General features: G+C 31.7%; 20 protein-coding genes and 1 tRNA gene. 19 read left to right on the forward strand and 2 right to left on the reverse strand.

The features are described from left to right. The first annotated feature begins 6 nt into the window (after positions 1-6). From BBG48_RS02060 to BBG48_RS02105, 10 genes are all read left to right on the forward strand, one after another. A complete protein-coding gene (locus BBG48_RS02060; RefSeq protein WP_068914279.1) occupies positions 7-1,233 on the forward strand; it encodes an alginate O-acetyltransferase AlgX-related protein in 1,227 nt (408 codons plus the stop codon). Positions 1,234-1,259: 26 nt separating this feature from the next. Continuing rightward, positions 1,260-2,276, forward strand: coding sequence for a tRNA (adenosine(37)-N6)-threonylcarbamoyltransferase complex transferase subunit TsaD (tsaD, locus tag BBG48_RS02065; protein ID WP_068914219.1), 1,017 nt, complete (start codon positions 1,260-1,262; stop codon positions 2,274-2,276). Then, on the forward strand, positions 2,276-2,995 hold the full coding sequence (locus BBG48_RS02070) for an IspD/TarI family cytidylyltransferase (RefSeq protein WP_068914218.1): 720 nt from the start codon (positions 2,276-2,278) through the stop codon (positions 2,993-2,995). Before tsaD ends, BBG48_RS02070 begins: the two co-directional genes overlap by 1 nt. Positions 2,996-3,013: 18 nt before the next feature. Beyond that, positions 3,014-3,724: a tRNA threonylcarbamoyladenosine dehydratase gene (locus BBG48_RS02075; protein WP_068914217.1), complete on the forward strand. Its 711-nt coding sequence runs from the start codon at positions 3,014-3,016 to the stop codon at positions 3,722-3,724. Continuing rightward, on the forward strand, positions 3,714-4,673 hold the full coding sequence (locus BBG48_RS02080) for a biotin--[acetyl-CoA-carboxylase] ligase (RefSeq protein WP_068914216.1): 960 nt from the start codon (positions 3,714-3,716) through the stop codon (positions 4,671-4,673). The genes BBG48_RS02075 and BBG48_RS02080 overlap by 11 nt, the downstream gene beginning before the upstream one ends. A 3-nt stretch (positions 4,674-4,676) precedes the next feature. Next, positions 4,677-5,618 carry a 50S ribosomal protein L11 methyltransferase gene (gene prmA, locus BBG48_RS02085; RefSeq protein ID WP_068914215.1) on the forward strand — a complete coding sequence of 314 codons (942 nt, stop codon included), beginning with the start codon at positions 4,677-4,679 and terminating at the stop codon, positions 5,616-5,618. Then, on the forward strand, positions 5,619-6,896 hold the full coding sequence (locus tag BBG48_RS02090) for a methionine gamma-lyase family protein (RefSeq protein WP_068914214.1): 1,278 nt from the start codon (positions 5,619-5,621) through the stop codon (positions 6,894-6,896). Between the two features lie 120 nt (positions 6,897-7,016). Next, the gene (locus BBG48_RS02095) at positions 7,017-8,933 is read left to right on the forward strand and encodes a type I glutamate--ammonia ligase (RefSeq protein ID WP_068914213.1); all 1,917 of its coding nucleotides are present in this window, start codon (positions 7,017-7,019) and stop codon (positions 8,931-8,933) included. Between the two features lie 129 nt (positions 8,934-9,062). Then, positions 9,063-9,299: a glutaredoxin family protein gene (locus BBG48_RS02100; protein WP_068914212.1), complete on the forward strand. Its 237-nt coding sequence runs from the start codon at positions 9,063-9,065 to the stop codon at positions 9,297-9,299. 2 nt (positions 9,300-9,301) lie between these two features. Then, positions 9,302-9,376, forward strand: a tRNA-Arg gene (locus BBG48_RS02105). Between the two features lie 259 nt (positions 9,377-9,635). On the opposite strand, the gene BBG48_RS02110 is transcribed toward BBG48_RS02105, so the two are convergent. Next, positions 9,636-9,908, reverse strand: a complete 273-nt coding sequence (locus BBG48_RS02110) for a Txe/YoeB family addiction module toxin (RefSeq protein WP_068914211.1) — start codon at positions 9,906-9,908, stop codon at positions 9,636-9,638. Continuing rightward, a complete protein-coding gene (locus BBG48_RS02115) occupies positions 9,902-10,141 on the reverse strand; it encodes a type II toxin-antitoxin system Phd/YefM family antitoxin (RefSeq protein WP_068914210.1) in 240 nt (79 codons plus the stop codon). The genes BBG48_RS02110 and BBG48_RS02115 overlap by 7 nt, the downstream gene beginning before the upstream one ends. Positions 10,142-10,452: 311 nt before the next feature. Here BBG48_RS02115 and thyX point away from each other — a divergent pair, with 311 nt between their 5' ends. From thyX to purD, 9 genes are all read left to right on the forward strand, one after another. After that, positions 10,453-11,238: an FAD-dependent thymidylate synthase gene (thyX, locus tag BBG48_RS02120; RefSeq protein ID WP_068914209.1), complete on the forward strand. Its 786-nt coding sequence runs from the start codon at positions 10,453-10,455 to the stop codon at positions 11,236-11,238. Positions 11,239-11,713: 475 nt separating this feature from the next. Beyond that, on the forward strand, positions 11,714-13,219 hold the full coding sequence (locus BBG48_RS02125; RefSeq protein ID WP_068914208.1) for an IMP dehydrogenase: 1,506 nt from the start codon (positions 11,714-11,716) through the stop codon (positions 13,217-13,219). 57 nt (positions 13,220-13,276) lie between these two features. Beyond that, on the forward strand, positions 13,277-13,771 hold the full coding sequence (gene purE / locus BBG48_RS02130) for a 5-(carboxyamino)imidazole ribonucleotide mutase (protein ID WP_068914207.1): 495 nt from the start codon (positions 13,277-13,279) through the stop codon (positions 13,769-13,771). A gap of 102 nt (positions 13,772-13,873) precedes the next feature. Next, a complete protein-coding gene (locus tag BBG48_RS02135; protein ID WP_068914206.1) occupies positions 13,874-15,298 on the forward strand; it encodes an amidophosphoribosyltransferase in 1,425 nt (474 codons plus the stop codon). Positions 15,299-15,300: 2 nt separating this feature from the next. Next, positions 15,301-16,341 (forward strand): phosphoribosylformylglycinamidine cyclo-ligase, encoded by a 1,041-nt coding sequence (gene purM / locus BBG48_RS02140; RefSeq protein WP_068914205.1) that lies wholly within the window; start codon positions 15,301-15,303, stop codon positions 16,339-16,341. A gap of 12 nt (positions 16,342-16,353) precedes the next feature. After that, entirely contained in the window at positions 16,354-16,968 is a 615-nt protein-coding gene (gene purN / locus BBG48_RS02145; RefSeq protein ID WP_068914204.1) for a phosphoribosylglycinamide formyltransferase, read from the forward strand. After that, on the forward strand, positions 16,961-17,665 hold the full coding sequence (locus BBG48_RS02150; RefSeq protein ID WP_068914203.1) for an IMP cyclohydrolase: 705 nt from the start codon (positions 16,961-16,963) through the stop codon (positions 17,663-17,665). Before purN ends, BBG48_RS02150 begins: the two co-directional genes overlap by 8 nt. Before the next feature lie 14 nt (positions 17,666-17,679). Next, on the forward strand, positions 17,680-18,864 hold the full coding sequence (locus tag BBG48_RS02155) for a phosphoribosylaminoimidazolecarboxamide formyltransferase (protein WP_068914202.1): 1,185 nt from the start codon (positions 17,680-17,682) through the stop codon (positions 18,862-18,864). A gap of 19 nt (positions 18,865-18,883) precedes the next feature. Then, positions 18,884-20,149, forward strand: a complete 1,266-nt coding sequence (purD, locus tag BBG48_RS02160; RefSeq protein WP_068914201.1) for a phosphoribosylamine--glycine ligase — start codon at positions 18,884-18,886, stop codon at positions 20,147-20,149. Positions 20,150-20,182 lie beyond the last annotated feature (33 nt).

Raw genomic sequence — 20,182 nt, forward strand, 5'->3', positions numbered from 1 at the left:
GCTAATATGAAATATGTTGAAAAATATGGATTATTCGTATTTTTTATAATCTTTTTACTATATTTTGGAGTAATGACGAAAATAAATATCGCAAAATCAGACATTCCTACTAAAACCTATGAAATGAAAGGCAAGGGGATATTTGAAAAGGATGCGATTTTAAAGCAGAAAATTGCTGCAAATGATGATATTTATAATTCTTATTTTTTCCAAAAGATAGGATTTATTGAAAATTATGGACTATTACAGAAAGTTTTGGGCAAAGAGATTGTTGATGACAAGCTAAATTATAGAAGGGTTTACAAGGGAGCAAATGACACCTTGTATTATACAGTGCCTGTAAAAAACATTAATGAAAAGGCTGTAGAAAATATCTCTAATCTCAAGCAAAAACTTGACCTACAACAAATACCAATGTTTTTTGTGCTTGCACCTAACAAGCATACTATAAATTCTGCTAATTTTCCTCAGGGTGTACTTGATTATAATACAACTAATCTAGACGATTTGAGCAAGAGACTTACCGAAAAAGGGATTGATGTATTAGATTTAAATCAGGAGTTCTTTAAAGATAAAAAAGATGAAAATACATCTTTCTATAAGACGGACACCCATTGGAAAAATGAGACTGCATTTTGGGGGTATCAAAAGTTAGTTAGTCATTTGGCAAATGAATATGTATACAATTTTAATAATGATGCAAAATTTACTTCGCCAACTAGTTACACAACTATGAAATATAATGAAACTTATATAGGCTCTATGGGCAAGAGAACTGGTAAAAAGTATGTTGCCAAAAAGGATGACTATGAATTAATATTACCAACTTTTGATACAAATAGAACTTATAAAAAATACAATGATGTCTTGACGGAAATAAGCACAAAATCAGGCAGTTTTGAAGATGTATTTGTTAATAAAGCTGTATTAGATAGCAAAGACCCGTATGAAGATAAATATACTACTATGATGGGTTATGGCACACCTTATGAGGTTATAATCAACAATCAAATCAAACAAGATACTAAACTGCTGATAATAAAAGACAGCTTTGCAATGCCATTAAGTGCATATCTAAGCAATAACATTAAAACGATTTGCCTTTTAGATACAAGATACGAAAATATCAGGAAGAATTTAAATAGGATGATTACAAATATTAAGCCAGACTATGTTTTATTTGTATGCTCACCTTCATCAGTATTCTATTTCCCTGAAATGTTTGATTTTTAAATTGTTGAATTTAAGGAATAAATTTTATGAAAGATTTAACAACATTAGCTATAGAAAGTAGCTGTGATGAGACGTCTATAGCAATAGTAAAAAATGCAAGAGAAGTTTTATCTGAGGTTACAGACTCACAAGTGCCTATCCATACAAAATTTGGTGGAGTTGTGCCTGAAATTGCCTCTAGAAATCATATTTCCAATATAAATTATGTATATGAAAAAGCCTTGGTAGATGCAAATATGAAAATTGCTGATATTGATTTTATATCTGTATCAAACAGACCGGGGCTTGTCGGTGCGTTATTAGTTGGTGTTTCCTTTGCTAAAGCACTTGCATTTGCCACTGATAAGCCGATAGTCGGAGTGCATCATATTAGAGGGCATATATGTGCAAATTTTATTGCACATAAAGAACTAGAGCCTCCTTTTATTTGCTTAATAATCTCAGGTGGACATTCCCATATTGTAAAAGTGGATGACTATACAAAATTTAATGTGCTGGCAAAAACTAGAGACGATGCAGCAGGAGAGGCTTTTGATAAAGTCGCAAGGTGTTTAGATTTAGGCTACCCTGGTGGTCCTAAGATAGATAAATTGGCAAAAGAAGGAAATCCAAATGCGATTGATTTTCCAAAAGCAAAATTTGAAAATTCGTTGGATTTTAGTTTTTCAGGTATAAAATCTGCAGTGCTCAATTATATGAACACGATGAAAATGAAAAATTTACAAGTAAATAAAGCAGATGTTGCAGCGTCATTTCAAAAATCTGTTGTAGATATTTTAAGTGAAAATCTAATAAAGGCGTCCGATGTTTATGGTATAGATAAAATAGCTATTGCAGGAGGAGTTTCAGCAAACTCTGCTCTAAGAGAAAATATTGAAAAACTAGCTCAAGAAAATGGTAAAAAATTTTATTATCCGCCTCTATCTCTATGTACTGATAATGGTGCAATGATAGGTTCTAGTGGATATTTTGAATATTTGGCAGGTAACGTATCTGATATGTCTATGAATGCTTATGCCACATATGATATAGGTAAAGACTAATGAATGTAGCAATAGTTCTTTGTGCCGGAACGGGAAGTAGGATGAATTTAGTTATTCCTAAGCAATATATGAATATTTTGGGTAATCCGCTAATTTCATATTCTTTAAAAGCCTTTGAAAAAGCTAAAACAGTTGATAAAATTATTTCTGTAGTAGGAGATGTATTGGTCAATTCTCTATCGCAAAAAGAATTAATTTTTTCAATTAAAAATAAATATGAAATTTCTAAATTATCAGCAGACGATATAATACTTGGTGGCTCAAATAGACAGCAATCAGTTTTTAATGCTTTAAATCATATTTCTAAAATGATTAACGATGATGATATTGTAGCAATTCATGATGGAGTGAGGGCTCTAATTAAACCGGCCAGTATAGATTACATAATAGAGCAAACAAAGATATTCGGCTGCACTACTTTTGCGAAAAAAGCTACAAATACTCTCACTAGGGTTGATGAAGATTTATTGATAGAGCAGTATGTAGACAGAGAAAAAGTATTTGAGCTTGAAACCCCACAATGTTTTAGGTTTAAGGCGATTTATAAATCTCATAAAAAAATAATGGTGCAGTCTAATACAAAAATAACTGACGATACAAGTATAGTTATAAACAATGGATATAAAGTGAAAATAATTGAAAATAAATATCCTAACAATAAATTGACTACAAGAAATGACATAGCAATTTTTGAAACCTATTTAGCTAAATCGAATTAGAGTTTATGAGGAATAAAAATGGAATTTAAAAGATTAGAATTGATTATAGGAAATAAAAATATCGAAAAATTAAAAAATTCTCATATAGCGATATTTGGATTAGGTGGAGTTGGTGGATATGTAGCAGAGGGCTTGTCAAGAAGTGGAATAGGACAATTTACTCTTATTGATTATGATATTGTTGACATAACTAATATTAATAGGCAGATAATAGCCACACATTCATCAATAGGCAAATATAAAACAGAGCTTTTTGAGAAAAGAATAAAAGATATAAACCCAGACGCAAAAATCAAGCTACTAACTAAAAAGTATGAAAAATCTGAAAATGAACTGTTTTTTGGTGAAGAACACTATGATTTTGTAGTAGATGCCATTGATATGGTTACAAGCAAAATTGACTTAATTGTAAGCTGTTATGAAAAAAATATTCCCATAATTAGCTCAATGGGTATGGGCAAAAGGCTTGACCCATCTCATATTCGGTTGACAACACTAGATAAAACTTATAATTGTAGTTTGGCAAAGGTTATGAGAAGAGAATTAAAAGAGTATGGCATTACTAAACTACCTTGCGTTTTTTCTGATGAAATCTGCGAATTTGCTCTTGCAGATAAGTCAACTGAAAAAAAGGTAATCGGTTCATCAGCTTTCGTACCATCAGTTGCCGGATTTACGATAGCAAGTTATATTATTAGAAATTTAATTGGTGAAGAAAATGAAAAATAGCGATATTTTAAAAATCTTATCTGACCATAATGGACAGTATGTTTCAGGAGCTGAGATGGCAAGCATATTTGGTATATCAAGAGCTGCTTTGTCGAAAAGAATTCAAAAAATGAAAGAAAATGGCATAAAAATAGATGCAATTACAAATAAAGGCTATATGCTGTTAGACATACCGGATGATATAACTCAAGATAATATTTATGTTGGCGTGGCTGACGGTCAAAAAATCGGGAATACAATTATAGTATTAGACAAAGTCAACTCAACAAATGACTACGCAAAAACTATTGCTAAGACATCTACAGAAGGTACAGTAATAGTTTCTAAAATCCAAACCTCAGGCAAGGGTAGACGTGGTAGAGAATTTATTTCCAGTGAGGGTGGACTTTATTTCACTATAATTTTAAAGCCTGATGTAGAAATAACTAAAATCCCATTTTTAACACAAGTCACTGCTTGCAGTGTATTTAAAACACTAGAAACCCTTGGAGTGAAAACAAAAATTAAATGGCCAAACGATATAATACTTAACGACAAAAAATTGTGCGGCATCTTATGTGAAATGAGTATGGAAATAGGAATGCTGGATTACTGCGTGGTTGGTATAGGAATAAATGTAGAAAATAAATTTACAGATGGAATTAAAGATATAGCCACTTCTTTAGGATTGGAAAATTATAATATAAGCAAGAAAGAAATTTTATGGCAGGTATTAAAATATTTTGATATGTACTATAAGGATTTTCTAGCTGAAAATTATTCAAGTGTACTGGAAGTTTTGAGGACTAACTCAAATATTCTTGGAGAAAAAATTAATATTTTATCCGCTGAAATTACTACTCCTGCGGTGGCTAAAAATATTGATGACAAAGGTTTCTTAGTTGTAGAATATGAAGACGGTACAACAGAGGCACTTAATTACGGTGAAATTAGTATAAGAAAGAGATAGATTATGGATTATAATGAAGTAGCAGTATCAACTACAACAATAGCAAGTGACCTGATTTCGAATATACTAATTCAAAATGGTTCTAAAGGTGTAAGCATAGAAGACCCAGCCGATTTATTTGTGAAAAACACACCTTATGACTGGGATTATGCAGAAAAAACCACCTTAAAATTTGACCATGAGGATGTTGTAATAAGAGGATACTATAGCTTGACAGAAAATTTTGAAGAAATAATTGAAAATATACAGTCAGATTTGGATAAAATCAAAAATTTGGAGTTTGACTTAGGAACTCTTGAAATATCTATAAAAGAAGTAAAACAGTCAAACTGGGAAAATGAATGGAAAAAGTATTTTAAAATAACTAGACTAAGTGATAAGATTGTCATAAAACCGGAATGGGAAACTTATTTGGCAAAAGATGGCGAAATTGTCTTAGAGCTTGACCCAGGACTAGCGTTTGGCACTGGCACGCATGAAACTACTAAAATGTGTCTGCTTGCCTTAGAAAAATACCTAAAAAAAGACGATGATGTTATAGATATTGGTACAGGAAGTGGAATTTTATCCATAGCAAGCGTAAAGCTTGGTGCAAAAAATGTAATAGCAACCGACATAGATAAATTAGCCATAAAAGTGAGCACTGAAAATGCTCAAAAAAATAAAGCATTAGACAAAATTCAGGTAAGATATGGTGATTTAACTGAAATCATCCATGAAAAAGCAGACATAGTCGTAGCAAATATTATGGCTGATATTGTGGCTGAGTTATCAAAAGATGTAACCAATATTATGAAAGATAATGCTTTATTTATTTCATCAGGCATTATTGATGAAAAAGTAGATTTTGTTAAAGAAAATTTAGAAAAAAATGGCTTAGAATTGATTGATGAATACAATGAAAAACATTGGCATTGTTTAATAGCAAAAAAGAGGGCTAAATAGTTGGAAAATAATTTAGGGAATTTATATAAAAATTTTGGTATTTCTGAAAAAGATTTAACAAGAGCAAAAAAAATTGAAACTGACTTAAAAGAAACATTTGATAAACTAGACGAAATTAAACTTTACAATCAAATGAAGGTCTTAAACGCCATGCAAAAGGCAAAATTATCAGATATACATTTTGGCACTTCTTCCGGATACGGTTACAATGACATTGGCAGAGATAAAGTAGAAGAGGTATTTGCAAATGTGTTTAATACAGAAGATGCTTTAGTAAGACCATCTATTGTAAATGGTACACATGCACTAAGTATATGCCTAAATTCTCAGCTCATGCCAGGCGATACAATGCTTGCTATAACAGGCAAACCATATGATACTTTAGACGAAGTAATAGGTATAATAGATGCTCCATTATCATTATCTCAATATGGAATAAAATATAAGCAGGTTGATTTAATTAATAACGGGGATTTTGATTTTGAAAATATTAAAAAAAATATTATACAAGACTCTTCTATAAAAATGATTTACATCCAAAGGTCAAAGGGATATTCTACAAGAAAATCATTAGAAGTCAATCAAATAGGCGAAGTTATTAAATTTGTCAAAGAAATAAAAAAAGATTTAATAGTTATGGTAGACAATTGCTATGGTGAATTTTTGACATATGGTGAGCCTACAGATGTTGGGGCAGATATTATGGCTGGCTCACTTATAAAAAATCCCGGCGGTGGTATTTCTATCACTGGGGGTTATATAGTTGGCAAAAAAGATTTAGTAGAGCGTGCCTCTCAAAAACTTACTTGTGCAAGCATAGGTAAGGAGTGTGGATTAACTTTTGGCACTAACAGAGCAAATATGCAGGGCTTATTTTTAGCTCCGACAGTTGTCAATGGGGCGCTTAAAGGTGCAATATTTTTAGCAAAACTCTTTGAAGAAGATGGATACAAAGTATTTCCTGCATCTTCGGATGAAAGAAGTGACATTATACAGGCTGTTTCATTTGAAACAAAAGAGGAAATAATTGCATTTTGTAAAGCTATCCAGCTAGCATCTCCGGTAGATAGCTTTGTAGTGCCTGAACCTTGGGATATGCCCGGTTATGATGATGAGGTTATAATGGCGGCAGGGTGTTTTGTGCAAGGTTCATCCATAGAACTTTCAGCGGACGCTCCTATTAGAAAACCGTATACTGTTTATTTTCAGGGTGGACTTACTTACGAACACTCTAAGCTAGGTGCGATGATGGCGTACAACTTTGTGAAGGATTTATAAGATAATTATTCAAAAAAATAATTTTTTGCATATTTTTTATTGTATATAATTGATAATTTATTTATAATGTTACTTTAGAATTTAATTTAACAATAATCTTGGCTAAAACTTGGGGGTCGTATGGAAATAGTTAATGTCTTAAAAAATGATGGGCTTCTTTTCACATTAAAAAAAGGTACGCATGATATTAATGAATTAAAAGAAATCTTTGAAAAACATTCAGAAATAAAATTTGTTTCACTGGTAGGCTATGATTTAAGAGGAAATGCAACCGATGAAAAAATTCCGGTTAAAGCTGTACTTGACGACATTGAAAACTTTTTTGCATCAGGGGTACAAACAGATGGTTCTAGCGTTGAATTAATCGGTATAGCCAGCTTAAACAATGCAAAGGTTACAATAATACCTGATATGGATTGTGATTGGTTCGTCGATTATAACTTTAATTTATTATCAGATGATTCGGGAAAACCTGTAGGAACACTAAGAATACCAGCTTTCTTAGTTCATAATGATGAAGTTGTATGCTCAAGAGGTGTATTAAAAAGAGCCATTGACAATCTTCAAAATAACATATTTGACAAAATAAAAAACAATAAAGAATTAAAGGAAGAAATAGGAATCGACTCTGAAATTAAAGAAATAAATATAACGGCTGCAACAGAGCTGGAGTTTTATGTTAAGACACCTCAAGAAAATTATACAATTAAAGAGCTTTCAACTTCACAAATTTTGAAAGAACAGTATTGGAAAAGAACAGAAGGTATAGTAAGGTCTGCTATGGAAACCTGTCTATTACTTATGGAGCGTTATGGTTTTGAACCTGAAATGGGGCATAAGGAAGTAGGTGGGGTAAAACCTATGCTTAACCATGATGGGGATAGAACTCACATTATGGAGCAATTGGAAATTGACTGGAAATATTCTGACCCAATGCAGACGGCAGATAATTTATATGTAGTTAAGGATTTGGTCTTAGATGTATTTAATAGATTTGGATTGGAAGTAACATTTGACTCTAAACCTGTAGACAAGGTTGCAGGTAGTGGAGAACATACACATATAGGTGTAAGTGCAAAATTAGAAAATGGAAAAAGGATAAATTTATTTAATCACGTTCAAAAAGAAAAATATTATATGAGCAGTCTTGGATTTGCATCATTAGCCGGAATTCTAAACAATTATGAAATAATTAATCCATTTGTCGCATCAACTACTGACGCATTTAATAGACTAAAACCCGGCTTTGAAGCACCTGTTTGTATAGTAACGTCTCTTGGAAAATCACCATCAATACCTTCAAGAAATAGGTCAATACTTATAGGTTTACTTAAAGACGAAAAAAATCCAATGCAGACAAGATTTGAACTAAGAGCTACTTGCCCTAACTCAAACCTATATCTTGTTTTATCATCAGTGTATCAATGTATGGTAGACGGAATAAATTTCTATGTGGGTAATTATGACGTTGAATTTATACAAAACGAATTGTCAAAAAAACCTGATGAAGATGCAAAATATCTTAGAAAAGAAAGAGCATACAGGTCTGAAGAAAATGTATTTGAAGAATACACCCAAGAAGAAAGAAATAAGATTTTTTCTATACCACCAAATACTGCCTATGAAAATATGATGGCATTTGAAAAATATTCTGAAAAACTTACCATTTTGACACAAAATGGCGTATTTACGGATAAGATAATAAATTCTTACAAAATAGCGTCTATAGAATATTGGGCAAAAGAATTAGTAGGAAGAATAGTAGTTAAAAATAGAGAAAATTTGAGGAATATGACCATACTTCATACAGCTCAAGAGGATATTGCTGATTTGGACGTGGTAAATTGGAAAAAAATTCAAAATTTAAAGACCAAATTAATGAAAGACACTGTTGATAAAAAATCATTATTTACACAAATAGATGATGCAATAGAACAAAAAAATTATGAAATGGCATCTAATCTACAAATAGAAATGGTTAATTTATTTTCGGAAGTAAGAGATTTGTATTCAAACTACCAAAGAAACATATTTTAAGATTTAAAGTGAATTATATTTTTCAATAGTCTCCGGGCAGAAAATGTATTTATTGTTTAAAAATAACAGAATTGGTTATTAATATAAGCAGAAATTCATTTAATTATGATTTTATCGGAGGATATTAAAATGGAAAATAAAAATGTAGTTGTATATACAAGTAGCTCTTGTCATTATTGTCACCTTTTGAAAGACTATTTAAATGAAAAAAACATTTCATTTGATGAAAAAAATATAGACCAAGACCCTGAAGCGAGAAGCTTTCTTATAAAAAATAAAATTATGGGTGTTCCGGCAACTTATATAGATGATGAACAAATAATTGGATTTGATAAAGCTAGATTAGATAAGGCTTTGGGTCTATAAAAGCACCTATAGTCTAATGGATAAGATTTTCGCCACCGAAGCGAATGATGCGGGTTCGATTCCTGCTAGGTGCACCAATATGTTTTATAACATATGGAAAAACTGATTTTTATTGAAATATAAACAAATTAAACTATACTATATTTAATTATATTTAAATAAAACATAACAATTTAAAAACTCATATCTAGTAGAGATTTTTCTATTAGGTATGAGCCTTTTTATTTGTTTATGAAGTTTATAAATTTTGTGACTGTATTGTGTTTTTGGTTTTTTGTTAAGTGTGTGTATATTGCTAAGTGTATAAAAACCGCCTTATTTAGCGGTTAAATTACTTTAAATTTCATAATGCGTCCACATACTAAGAATTTTTACATTCTTGTTTTCTTCATCAACAGTATAAACAAGCCTGTGCTTAATATCTATACGTCTTGAGCACGCTCCTTTTAAATCACCTACAAGCTTTTCATAAGGAGGGGGATTTTGATACGGATTAATTTTTAAAATATCAATAAGCACACTCACCTTTTCTTTAAGTTTTTTTATTTTCTCAATCCTTACCTTATCCTTTTGAGCCTTTTTATGAATAAGGATTTTGTACTCTACCATTTAAACTCCTCAAATTCATCATCGCCAGCATTTAAGCCTTCGATTATCTGCTCTTTTACAGGCTTAATACTTGATAAATATAAAGTTTCAACAATTGAGTTATAATCGTCTTCACTTATAACAACAACGTTACCATTTTTAGCACTTATATGGACTGGCTCATTATATTTGATAATATCATCAACCACATTATAAATATTATTTCTAAAATTAGTTATATTAGTCACTTGCATATAAACGCCCCCTTTTTGCTTATTATAACGCACGCTTTTACGCACGTCAATAGTGTTTATATAAAAGACACTTGATGTAATACAGTAACAACGCTCTATAATAAGTCATCAGAGCTATTGGTACTGAACAGTTTACAAAGAATTAAAAATTTTGGGGTAATAAATGTGTTGTAAATTTTTAAAACTGTGTTATTATATTTTATAATATTCCAAAATTATACTGAAATTTTTAAAATAAATCTGCAGTATATTAAATGGGGTTTATTATATCATGATAAGAAAATATTGCATATAACTTAGAAAGGGAAAATATGAAAGTTAAATTAATTGCCCACACTCCAAAGCCGGATTATGTTGTAGCAATGTCAGCCAAACTTTGTTATTCAAAGGTAGGTGCTGATGAAATTGCTGAAAATCTTGATGATGAAAAAGTTGATAAATTCGTAGACAATTTGATGAGTATAGGGCATCAAAGTCCAATCGAACACGTTAGCTTTACTTTTATGATTGAAGGAATAAGTAGAGTCTGTACTCACCAATTGGTGAGACATAGAATTGCCAGCTATTCTCAACAATCTCAAAGGTATGTAAAGTTAGACCAATTTGAATACATCGTACCACCTCAGATTGAGAATAATGAAGAGGCAAAAAAGATATTCATAAAAGCAATGGAGGACGACCAAAAGGCTTATGATGAAATTGTAGATAAATTGATGGCTGATAACATTCAATATTATTTAAATGAAGGTAAAAGTGAAAAACAAGCCAAGCAAATGGCACAAAAAAAGTCAATTGAAGATGCTAGATATGTTTTCCCAAATGCTTGTGAAACAAAAATAATAGTTACAATGAATGCTAGGACTTTAAAAAATTTCTTCTACACTAGATTATGCGAAAGAGCTCAGTGGGAAATTAGAGAGATGGCGTATCTAATGCTTGAAGAGGTCAAAAAAGTTTCTAAAAATTTATTCAAAAATGCTGGACCATCTTGCTGTTCGGAAGGAAAATGCAAGGAAGGGAACATGACTTGTGGGCATCCGGAAATTCCACGAAATAGACTACAAGAAATAAATAAGCAAACTAATCAAAAAAATTAGTAAATATTAAAACTATAATTAAAAAAATTGTTAAAACATTCTGATTGATCCTGTATTATCTCTTGACAAAATCACTCATTCTTGATATATTATTTGAGAATATTAATTGTGATTTTAAAGGATGAACAGGATTTTATATTTATAAAGGTAATTTTAAAAATGAGCATATTAAATTTAGATTTTAAAAATTTATTTTATTTAAAGCTCAAAAATTACAGTCTAATTTTGCATAAATGTGTTTATAATGCAAATTGTGCTAATATATATGTAACCTCGGGCTATAAACAGCGTCCGAGGTTTTTGCTTAAAAAAATTATGAATATTCTACAATTAATTTTGAGAATTTATTCATAATTTTTTAATTTTTAAAAATCTTTTATCTTTATTAATTATTAATGTTCATTTTTATGATATGGCTTATCGTATTATCTAATTTAAAATCAAAATAAATTTAATGTACTTAAAAGGAGACAGAATGGCAACTTTTATTAATGAACCATCACGCACGTTTAATGAATATTTACTTATACCTGGATATTCTTCAGCAGAATGTATTCCAGCAAATGTAAGCTTAAAAACACCTCTTGTAAAATTTAAAAAGGGTGAGCAAAGCAGTATAACCATGAACATACCTATGGTTTCCGCTATAATGCAGGCGGTATCAAACGATACTCTTGCAGTAGCTCTTGCAAAAGAGGGTGGAGTTGCCTTTATTTATGGTGCTCAAAGTATTGAAAGTGAAGCGGAAATGGTAAGAAGAACTAAAGCTTACAAAGCTGGGTTTGTGCAAAGTGATTCTAATCTTTCTATTAATTCAACACTGAAGGATGTAATAGCTTTAAAGAATAAAACGGGACATACCACTGTTGCAGTAACTGAGGACGGAACATCTAACTCAAAGCTATTGGGTATAGTCACTAGTAGAGATTACAGATTAAGTAGGATGACTGAAGATACAAAAGTGTCTGAATTTATGACTCCTTTTGAAAAATTAGTTTATGGAAAAGAAGGAATAACATTAAGTGAAGCAAATGATTTACTTTGGAACCACAAATTAAATGCACTTCCAATTATTTCTGATGATGGTAGACTTGCTTACTTTGTGTTCAGAAAAGACTATGATAACCATAAGGAATACAAAGACGAATTGTTAGACAGCTCAAAGCGTTATGTAGTTGGAGCAGGAATAAATACAAGAGATTATGAACAAAGAGTACCTGCACTAGTTGAAGCTGGAGCAGATGTTTTATGTATAGATTCTTCAGAAGGCTTTTCTGAATGGCAAAAAATCACTCTTGGTTGGATAAAAGAAAAATATGGCGAAGATGTAAAAGTCGGAGCTGGGAATGTAGTTGATGCGGAAGGTTTTAGATTTTTAGCTGATGCCGGTGCAGACTTTGTTAAAGTTGGTATAGGCGGTGGCTCAATTTGTATAACTAGAGAAACAAAAGGAATAGGTAGAGGTCAAGCCACATCTGTAATAGAAGTATGCAGAGAAAGAGATAAATATTTTGAGCAAACAGGTGTGTATATACCTGTTTGCTCAGATGGAGGTATAGTATATGACCATCACATTACTCTTGCCTTAGCCATGGGTGCAGACTTTGTAATGCTTGGAAGATATTTTGCAAGATTTGATGAAAGTCCGTCTGATAAAGTAAGTATTTCAGGCACTTATTACAAGGAATACTGGGGTGAAGGTTCTGCTAGAGCTAGAAATTGGCAAAGATATGACTTAGGCGGAGATAAAAAGCTTTCATTTGAAGAAGGTGTTGACTCTTATGTGCCTTATGCCGGAGCTTTAAAGGACAATGTTGCGATAACTTTGAGCAAAATTAGGTCAACTATGTGCAATTGCGGTTCGTTAAATTTAAATGATTTCAAGAAAGATGCTAAATTAACGCTTGTTTCTGCAACTAGTATTGTAGAAGGTTCTGCCCATGATGTTATGAAAAAAGATTCATCTTTGACAAGAGTTTAATTTTTAATTTAATGTAGTTATTTTTTGTTTATTATATAAATTTTAAATGAGGTTAAAATGAAAAAAATAGGATTGGTTATGGGAAGTGACAGTGATTTGCCAATAGTTGAAAAATCTATTGATATTTTGCAAAGCTTTGGAGTGCCTTATGAAGTTCACGTTTATTCAGCACATAGAACACCTATAGAAGCGGCGGAATTTGCTAAAAATGCCAAATCAAATGATATAGCAGTTATTATTGCCTTTGCCGGAATGGCTGCACATTTAGCTGGAGCTATGGCGGCTAATACAACATTACCAATAATAGGTGTTCCATGCAAATCGTCCAATTTAGACGGAATTGATGCTTTATTATCAACAGTTCAAATGCCATCTGGCATCCCTGTAGCGACTGTGGCTATAAATGGTGGAGCAAATGCAGCATTGTTAGCACTTCAGATGCTAGCGATTTCAGATGAAGAAATATCTAAAAAACTAGTTGATAAAAGAGAAAATGATGCAAAAAAGGCTTTAGAAAAAAATAAAGCTGTATTTGAGAAATTTAATAAATAATAAATTTTCATTTGTCATTGATTATTCATTTCTGAATTGTTAAATAAAAGCAAACTATTTAACAATTCAGGATATAGATAATAAAATTTAATAGGAGTATTTATGGGCGGTTTTTTTGGTGCAGCTTGTATAGACGATGTAATTGAAGATATATTTTATGGTGCAGACTACCATAGTCATTTAGCGACTAAGAGTGCTGGCGTTGCAGTTTATGATAAGGAAATAGGATTGCAAAGAAATATTCATAATATGAAAAATACCAGCTTTAGAATAAAATTTGAGCATTTGTTTAAGGATGCAAAGGGCAATACTGGCATAGGATGTATAAATGATACAGACCCTCAGCCTTTATTAATTAGGTCATCATTAGGTCAATATGCTATATGCACACTTGGACAAATAAACAATGCAGAGGAATTAATAAAAGATAGGCTATCTTTAAACTGCGTGCATTTTGATGCTATGACTGGTGGTAGAGTAAATACTACAGAATTAGTAGCTACTTTGATAAACCAAAAAGAAAGCTTTAAAGAAGGTATTGAGTATGCTCAAGATGTTATAGACGGGTCGTTGTGTGTATTAATACTGACAGACCACGACAGTATAATAGCCGCTAGAGATAAATTCGGCAGATTACCTGTTTTGATAGGAAAAAGTGATAGAGGTTACAGCGTAGCATTTGAAAATTTTTCGTATAAAAAATTAGGATACGAAGACGAAAAAGAGCTTGGGCCTGGAGAAATAGTAGAATTTACTAAGGATAGTCTGACGGTATTGGCAAAGGCAAAAGAAAAATTAAGTATATGTTCATTCCTTTGGACATATTACGGATATCCTACATCTACTTATGAAGGTGTAAATGTAGAGGTAATGAGATACAAAAATGGTGCAATTATGGCTCAAAATGACAAAGAAAACCTAGATTTAAACGGAATAGATTTTGTAGGTGGAGTTCCTGACTCAGGTACTCCACACGCTATGGGGTATGCACATGCATCTAATGTTCAATTTGTAAGGGCATTCATAAAATACACACCTACTTGGTCTAGAAGTTTTATACCTCCAAACCAAAGTGAAAGAAATGTAGTTGCAAAAATGAAACAAATTCCTGTATATGATTTAATCAAGAATAAAAATTTACTTTTTGTAGACGACTCAATAGTAAGAGGTACACAACTAAAAGGAACAGTAGACTTTTTGTATACTAATGGTGCAAAATCAGTGCATATGAGGTCAGCCTGTCCTCCAATTATGTATTCATGCAAATTTTTAAATTTCTCACGCTCTAATAACGAAATGGAATTGTTGACTAGAAGGACAATAATGGATTTAGAGGGAGAAGAGGGGTTTAATCATATAGCTGAATATATAGATGGTAAGACTGAACGTGGTAAACGTATGAGAGATAAAATTTGTGAAAATTTACATTTAGCTTCGCTAGAGTTTCAGACTATGGAAGGACTAGTAAAATCTATAGGATTGAGTAAAGAAAATTTATGCACATATTGCTTTGATAAAAAGGAGTAAAAATGAAATCTGAATCAAAATCTTATAAAGAAGCTGGAGTAGATATCACAGCTGGTTACGAATCTGTAAAATTAATGGAAAAGCACATCAACAAAACCATGAATAAATCAGTAATATCCGGATTGGGCGGTTTTGGTGGACTATTTGAATTAGATATGACAAATCTAAAAAATCCGGTCTTAGTTAGTGGCACAGATGGAGTTGGCACAAAGTTAAAGTTAGCATTTATAGCTGATAAGCATGACACAATAGGTATAGATTGCGTTGCAATGTGTGTAAATGATATCATTTGTGCTGGAGCTAAACCATTATTTTTCTTAGACTACATTGCTTGTGGTAAAAACTTTCCAAGCAAAATTGAACAAATAGTTAAAGGGGTATCAGAAGGCTGCGTAATGTCAGGAGCTGCACTTATTGGCGGAGAAACTGCTGAAATGCCAGGATTTTATCCTGAGGATGAATATGACTTAGCTGGATATTGTACTGGAGTAGTAGACAAAGAAAAAATACTTGATAAATCCCTTGTTAAAGAGAAAGACGTCGTAATTGCCTTACCTTCAAGCGGAGTACATTCAAATGGTTTTTCATTAGTTAGAAAAGTATTTGATATTGGTAAAAAGTCTTTAGACTGCAAATTGCCGGAATTTTTTGGCAAAAGTATAGTTGAGGAGCTTTTAACACCAACCAAAATATATGTTAAACCAGTTTTATCCTTGATGGAAAAAGTAAATATTAAGAGTATTTCACATATTACCGGTGGAGGATTTTATGAAAATATTCCAAGAAGTATTCCTGATGGACTATGTGCATATATAAATAAATCATCAGTTAAGACACCTGTTGTTTTTGACCTTATTCAAAAAACAGGGAAAATTGATGAGCACGATATGTTCAACACATTCAATATGGGTGTAGGAATGTGTATAATAGTAGACCAAGCTGATGCAGATATATCTCTACAAATTCTAAAAGAAAATGGTCAAGATGCATATTATCTTGGCGAAATTGTAAAAAATGATAAGGATAAGATTGTACTTAAATAATCATGGTGGAAAATGCGAAAAGATAAAATAAATGTAGCTGTTTTGGTTTCAGGCGGTGGTACAAACCTACAGGCAATAATTGATGCCGAAAAATCCGGTATTATACATTCTGCAAAAATAGCTTTAGTTATTTCAAATAACCCAAACGCATATGCTATACAAAGAGCTAAGGACGCAAGTATCGACACATATGTCGTTTCAAAAAAAGATTATACCAGTCAAGAAGATTATGAAAATGCAATGATAGAGATTATAAAAAAGTATGAAATAGGCTTAATAGTTCTAGCAGGATTTATGGTCATACTTGGAAATAACTTTATAAAAAAATTTGAAAATAGAATAATTAATGTTCATCCTTCTTTAATACCATCATTTTGTGGAGATGGATTTTTCGGACTAAAGGTTCATGAGGCGGCTTTAAAAAAAGGTGTGAAAGTAACAGGTGCGACTGTCCATTACGTTACTACAGATGTAGATGCAGGTCCAATTATAGCTCAAAAAGCTGTTCAAGTTTTTGATAATGATACCCCTGAGATTTTACAGCAAAGAGTAATGAAAGAAGCTGAGCATATAATATTACCTAACAGTATTCAAAATATTTCAGAAGAAATGGTGAAAAATGTCTGATTTTAAAAAAATTAATTCAATTTTAAATGAAAATAGTTATGTAGGACGTGGAATTATTGCAGGTCTTACTTCTGATGGAAGTAGTATATTTTTAGGATATATGCTTTCAGGAAGAAGTGAGAATAGTAAAAATAGAGTTCTTGTTAAAGAAAATAATGAGCTTATAACTTCAGTTTTTGATGAGTCAAAAGTTCAAGACCCTAGCCTGATAATTTACACAGCCTTAAAAAGATTAAACAATTTACTAATTCTTACAAATGGTGACCAAACTGATACAATTTATGAAAATCTATCAAAGGGTATCCCTTTTGAGCAATCCTTAGATAAAAGAGAGTATGAGCCGGACGCTCCTATATTTACTCCAAGAATAAGTTTGTTAGTAGATTTTGATGCAAATTATTATAAAATGAGCATTTTACTAAATGGGAATGTAGAAACTGGAGTTTGTGATAGGCATTTTTTTTCGTACACGTTTGATAAAGGTAGAGGTCATTTTATCCACACCTACAATACAAAGGCTGATAAATTAGATGTATTTAATACTTTGCCGGAAACAATAGAAATTGAAGATGATTTTGAAAATTTTTCAAATAAAATATGGGATAATATGAACCCTCAAAATAAGATAGCACTATATACTTATACAACTAATATAAAGAGTGGTTTTTCAAAGGAAAAATTATTTAATATTCACTGAATATGGAGTATAAAATGAAAATGTTCGAACTTAAATATGGTGTAAATCCAAATCAAGACAATGCTATGATTTTTATGAGAGATGGCAGTGATTTACCTATAACTATATTAAATGGAAATCCGGGATATATTAATTTTCTTGATGCTTTTAATTCATATCAGCTTGTAAAAGAACTTAAATATGCTTTTAATATACCATGTGCTACATCATTCAAGCACGTTAGCCCAACATCAGCCGCTCTAGGCTTAGAATTAAACGATAAGCAGAAAAAAGCTTTTTTTGTAGAAGATATTGAAAATATCAATACTTCCCCTTTAGCTTGTGCATACGCAAGAGCGAGAGGTACTGATAGAATGTCGTCCTTTGGTGATTTTATAGCCTTATCTGATAAGTGTGACTTAACTACAGCAAGGGTTATACAAAGAGAAGTTTCTGATGGAATTATCGCACCTGATTATGATGAAGACGCTTTGAATTTACTTAAACAAAAGAAAAATGGAAAATATAACATTATAAAAATTGATAATAGTTATATTCCAAAAAAAGATGAGTTAAGAGATGTTTTTGGCATAACTTTTTCGCAAAATAAAAATGATATAGAGCTGGATGAAAAGTTACTTAGAAATATAGTAACAAAAAATAAGGATTTACCTAAAGAGAAAGTAAGAGACCTTATTGTTGCTATGATTACTTTAAAATATACACAATCCAATTCAGTGGCATTTGCATATGACGGACAAACTGTAGGCGTTGGAGCAGGGCAACAATCAAGGATACATTGCACAAGGCTGGCAGGGGATAAATGCGATACATTTATGCTGAGACAGTCCGATAAAGTTTTAAATTTAAAATTTAAAAAGGACATAAAAAGACCAACAAGAGATAATGTAATTGATATGTATATTAACGAAACTGAAAGCTCTATCTATGATAATGATATGTGGAAAGAATTTTTTGAGGAAAAGCCTGAGCCATTTACAAAACAAGAACGAAAAGAATATTTATCGAAAGTAGCAGGCTTATGTCTTTCATCAGATGCCTTTTTCCCATTCAGTGACAATATTGTTAGAGCATATAACAGTGGAGTAAAATACATTGCTCAGCCGGGTGGCTCAGTCAATGATAAATTGGTTATCAAGTCCTGCGATGATTTGGGCATTGTCAGTGCGTTTACTGGAATAAGATTATTCCATCACTAATTTTACAAGTGAGGCTATAATGAAAATAATGGTTGTTGGCGGTGGTGGTAGAGAACACGCCATAATAAAAAAAATAAACGAAAATAAATTAGTAGATAAAATATATTCAATCAGTTCTAATCTTGCGTTCCAAGAGCTAGCTGAGGTAGTTGACATTAGCGTAAAAGACATTGAAAAGGTTAAAGAATTTGCAAAAACAAATAAAGTAGATTATGCCATAGTATCAATGGACGACCCGCTAGTCCTTGGAATGGTTGACGAATTACAAAATGCTGGAATAAAATGTTTTGGACCAAACAAAAATGCCGCCATTATAGAAGGCAGCAAAAGCTTTTCTAAAGACTTGATGAAAAAATATAATATACCGACAGCTAGCTATGAGGTTTTTGACGATAGCGATAGTGCAAAGGAATATTTAAAAAATCAGCAAATGCCTATAGTTATTAAGGCGGATGGTTTAGCACTTGGTAAAGGTGTAATAATAGCACAAAACTTAAATGAAGCCCTTGACGCTGTTGATGAAATAATGGTTGACAAAAAATTCGGAGATAGTGGGTTAAAAGTTGTAATTGAAGAATTTTTGGAAGGTCCTGAGGTAACTGTATTGTCATTTACTGATGGGAATATTGTTGTGCCTATGATTTCATCAATGGACCATAAGCAAGCCTATGATGGCGACAAAGGACCAAACACTGGCGGTATGGGTGTAATTGCTCCAAACCCTTATTATACAAATAATATTGCAAAAATATGTATGGACACAATTTTTAATCCAACTATTCAGGCTATGAAAAAAGAGGGCAGAATATTCAAAGGCTGTCTATATTTCGGCTTGATGTTGACCAAAAATGGACCAAAGGTTATAGAGTATAATTGTAGGTTTGGAGACCCTGAGGCTCAGACTATCCTACCACTTTTAAAAAGCGATTTACTAACTATAATGATGAATGTCACAAATGAAAAGCTTTCAGATACAGATGTAATTTTTTCTAATGCAGCATCATGTTGTGTGGTAATGGCGTCTGATGGATATCCGATTTCTTACAAAAAAGGCTTTGAAATAACATTTGACGAAAAAATAAAAGACAATTTAATTTATGCAGGAACTACTATCAAAGCTGGCAAACTAGTAACAAACGGCGGAAGAGTCTTGGGAGTAGTTGAAACAGCAGAAAATCTGAAAACTGCAATTGATAAAGCATATGAAACAGTAAGCAAGGTTCATTTTGAAAATGCCTATTATAGAAAAGATATTGGTCAAAAGGCACTTAAAGTAATAAAATAGGATTAATTTTTACTATTTTTTAATCAATTATTT

Origin of the sequence: Criibacterium bergeronii, from assembly GCF_001693775.2 — a bacterium.
GTDB lineage: Bacteria > Bacillota > Clostridia > Peptostreptococcales > Filifactoraceae > Peptoanaerobacter > Peptoanaerobacter bergeronii.

Coding starts and splice junctions, on each gene's coding strand:
- tsaD (WP_068914219.1), top strand. CDS start 1,260: ATGAAAGATTTAACAACATTAGCTATAGAAAGTAGCTGTGATGAGACG.
- BBG48_RS02150 (WP_068914203.1), top strand. CDS start 16,961: ATGTCTGATTTTAAAAAAATTAATTCAATTTTAAATGAAAATAGTTAT.
- BBG48_RS02135 (WP_068914206.1), top strand. CDS start 13,874: ATGGGCGGTTTTTTTGGTGCAGCTTGTATAGACGATGTAATTGAAGAT.
- BBG48_RS02155 (WP_068914202.1), top strand. CDS start 17,680: ATGAAAATGTTCGAACTTAAATATGGTGTAAATCCAAATCAAGACAAT.
- BBG48_RS02070 (WP_068914218.1), top strand. CDS start 2,276: ATGAATGTAGCAATAGTTCTTTGTGCCGGAACGGGAAGTAGGATGAAT.
- BBG48_RS02080 (WP_068914216.1), top strand. CDS start 3,714: ATGAAAAATAGCGATATTTTAAAAATCTTATCTGACCATAATGGACAG.
- purE (WP_068914207.1), top strand. CDS start 13,277: ATGAAAAAAATAGGATTGGTTATGGGAAGTGACAGTGATTTGCCAATA.
- BBG48_RS02060 (WP_068914279.1), top strand. CDS start 7: ATGAAATATGTTGAAAAATATGGATTATTCGTATTTTTTATAATCTTT.
- prmA (WP_068914215.1), top strand. CDS start 4,677: ATGGATTATAATGAAGTAGCAGTATCAACTACAACAATAGCAAGTGAC.
- purM (WP_068914205.1), top strand. CDS start 15,301: ATGAAATCTGAATCAAAATCTTATAAAGAAGCTGGAGTAGATATCACA.
- BBG48_RS02100 (WP_068914212.1), top strand. CDS start 9,063: ATGGAAAATAAAAATGTAGTTGTATATACAAGTAGCTCTTGTCATTAT.
- purN (WP_068914204.1), top strand. CDS start 16,354: ATGCGAAAAGATAAAATAAATGTAGCTGTTTTGGTTTCAGGCGGTGGT.
- purD (WP_068914201.1), top strand. CDS start 18,884: ATGAAAATAATGGTTGTTGGCGGTGGTGGTAGAGAACACGCCATAATA.
- BBG48_RS02075 (WP_068914217.1), top strand. CDS start 3,014: ATGGAATTTAAAAGATTAGAATTGATTATAGGAAATAAAAATATCGAA.
- thyX (WP_068914209.1), top strand. CDS start 10,453: ATGAAAGTTAAATTAATTGCCCACACTCCAAAGCCGGATTATGTTGTA.
- BBG48_RS02125 (WP_068914208.1), top strand. CDS start 11,714: ATGGCAACTTTTATTAATGAACCATCACGCACGTTTAATGAATATTTA.
- BBG48_RS02095 (WP_068914213.1), top strand. CDS start 7,017: ATGGAAATAGTTAATGTCTTAAAAAATGATGGGCTTCTTTTCACATTA.
- BBG48_RS02110 (WP_068914211.1), bottom strand. CDS start 9,908: ATGGTAGAGTACAAAATCCTTATTCATAAAAAGGCTCAAAAGGATAAG.
- BBG48_RS02115 (WP_068914210.1), bottom strand. CDS start 10,141: ATGCAAGTGACTAATATAACTAATTTTAGAAATAATATTTATAATGTG.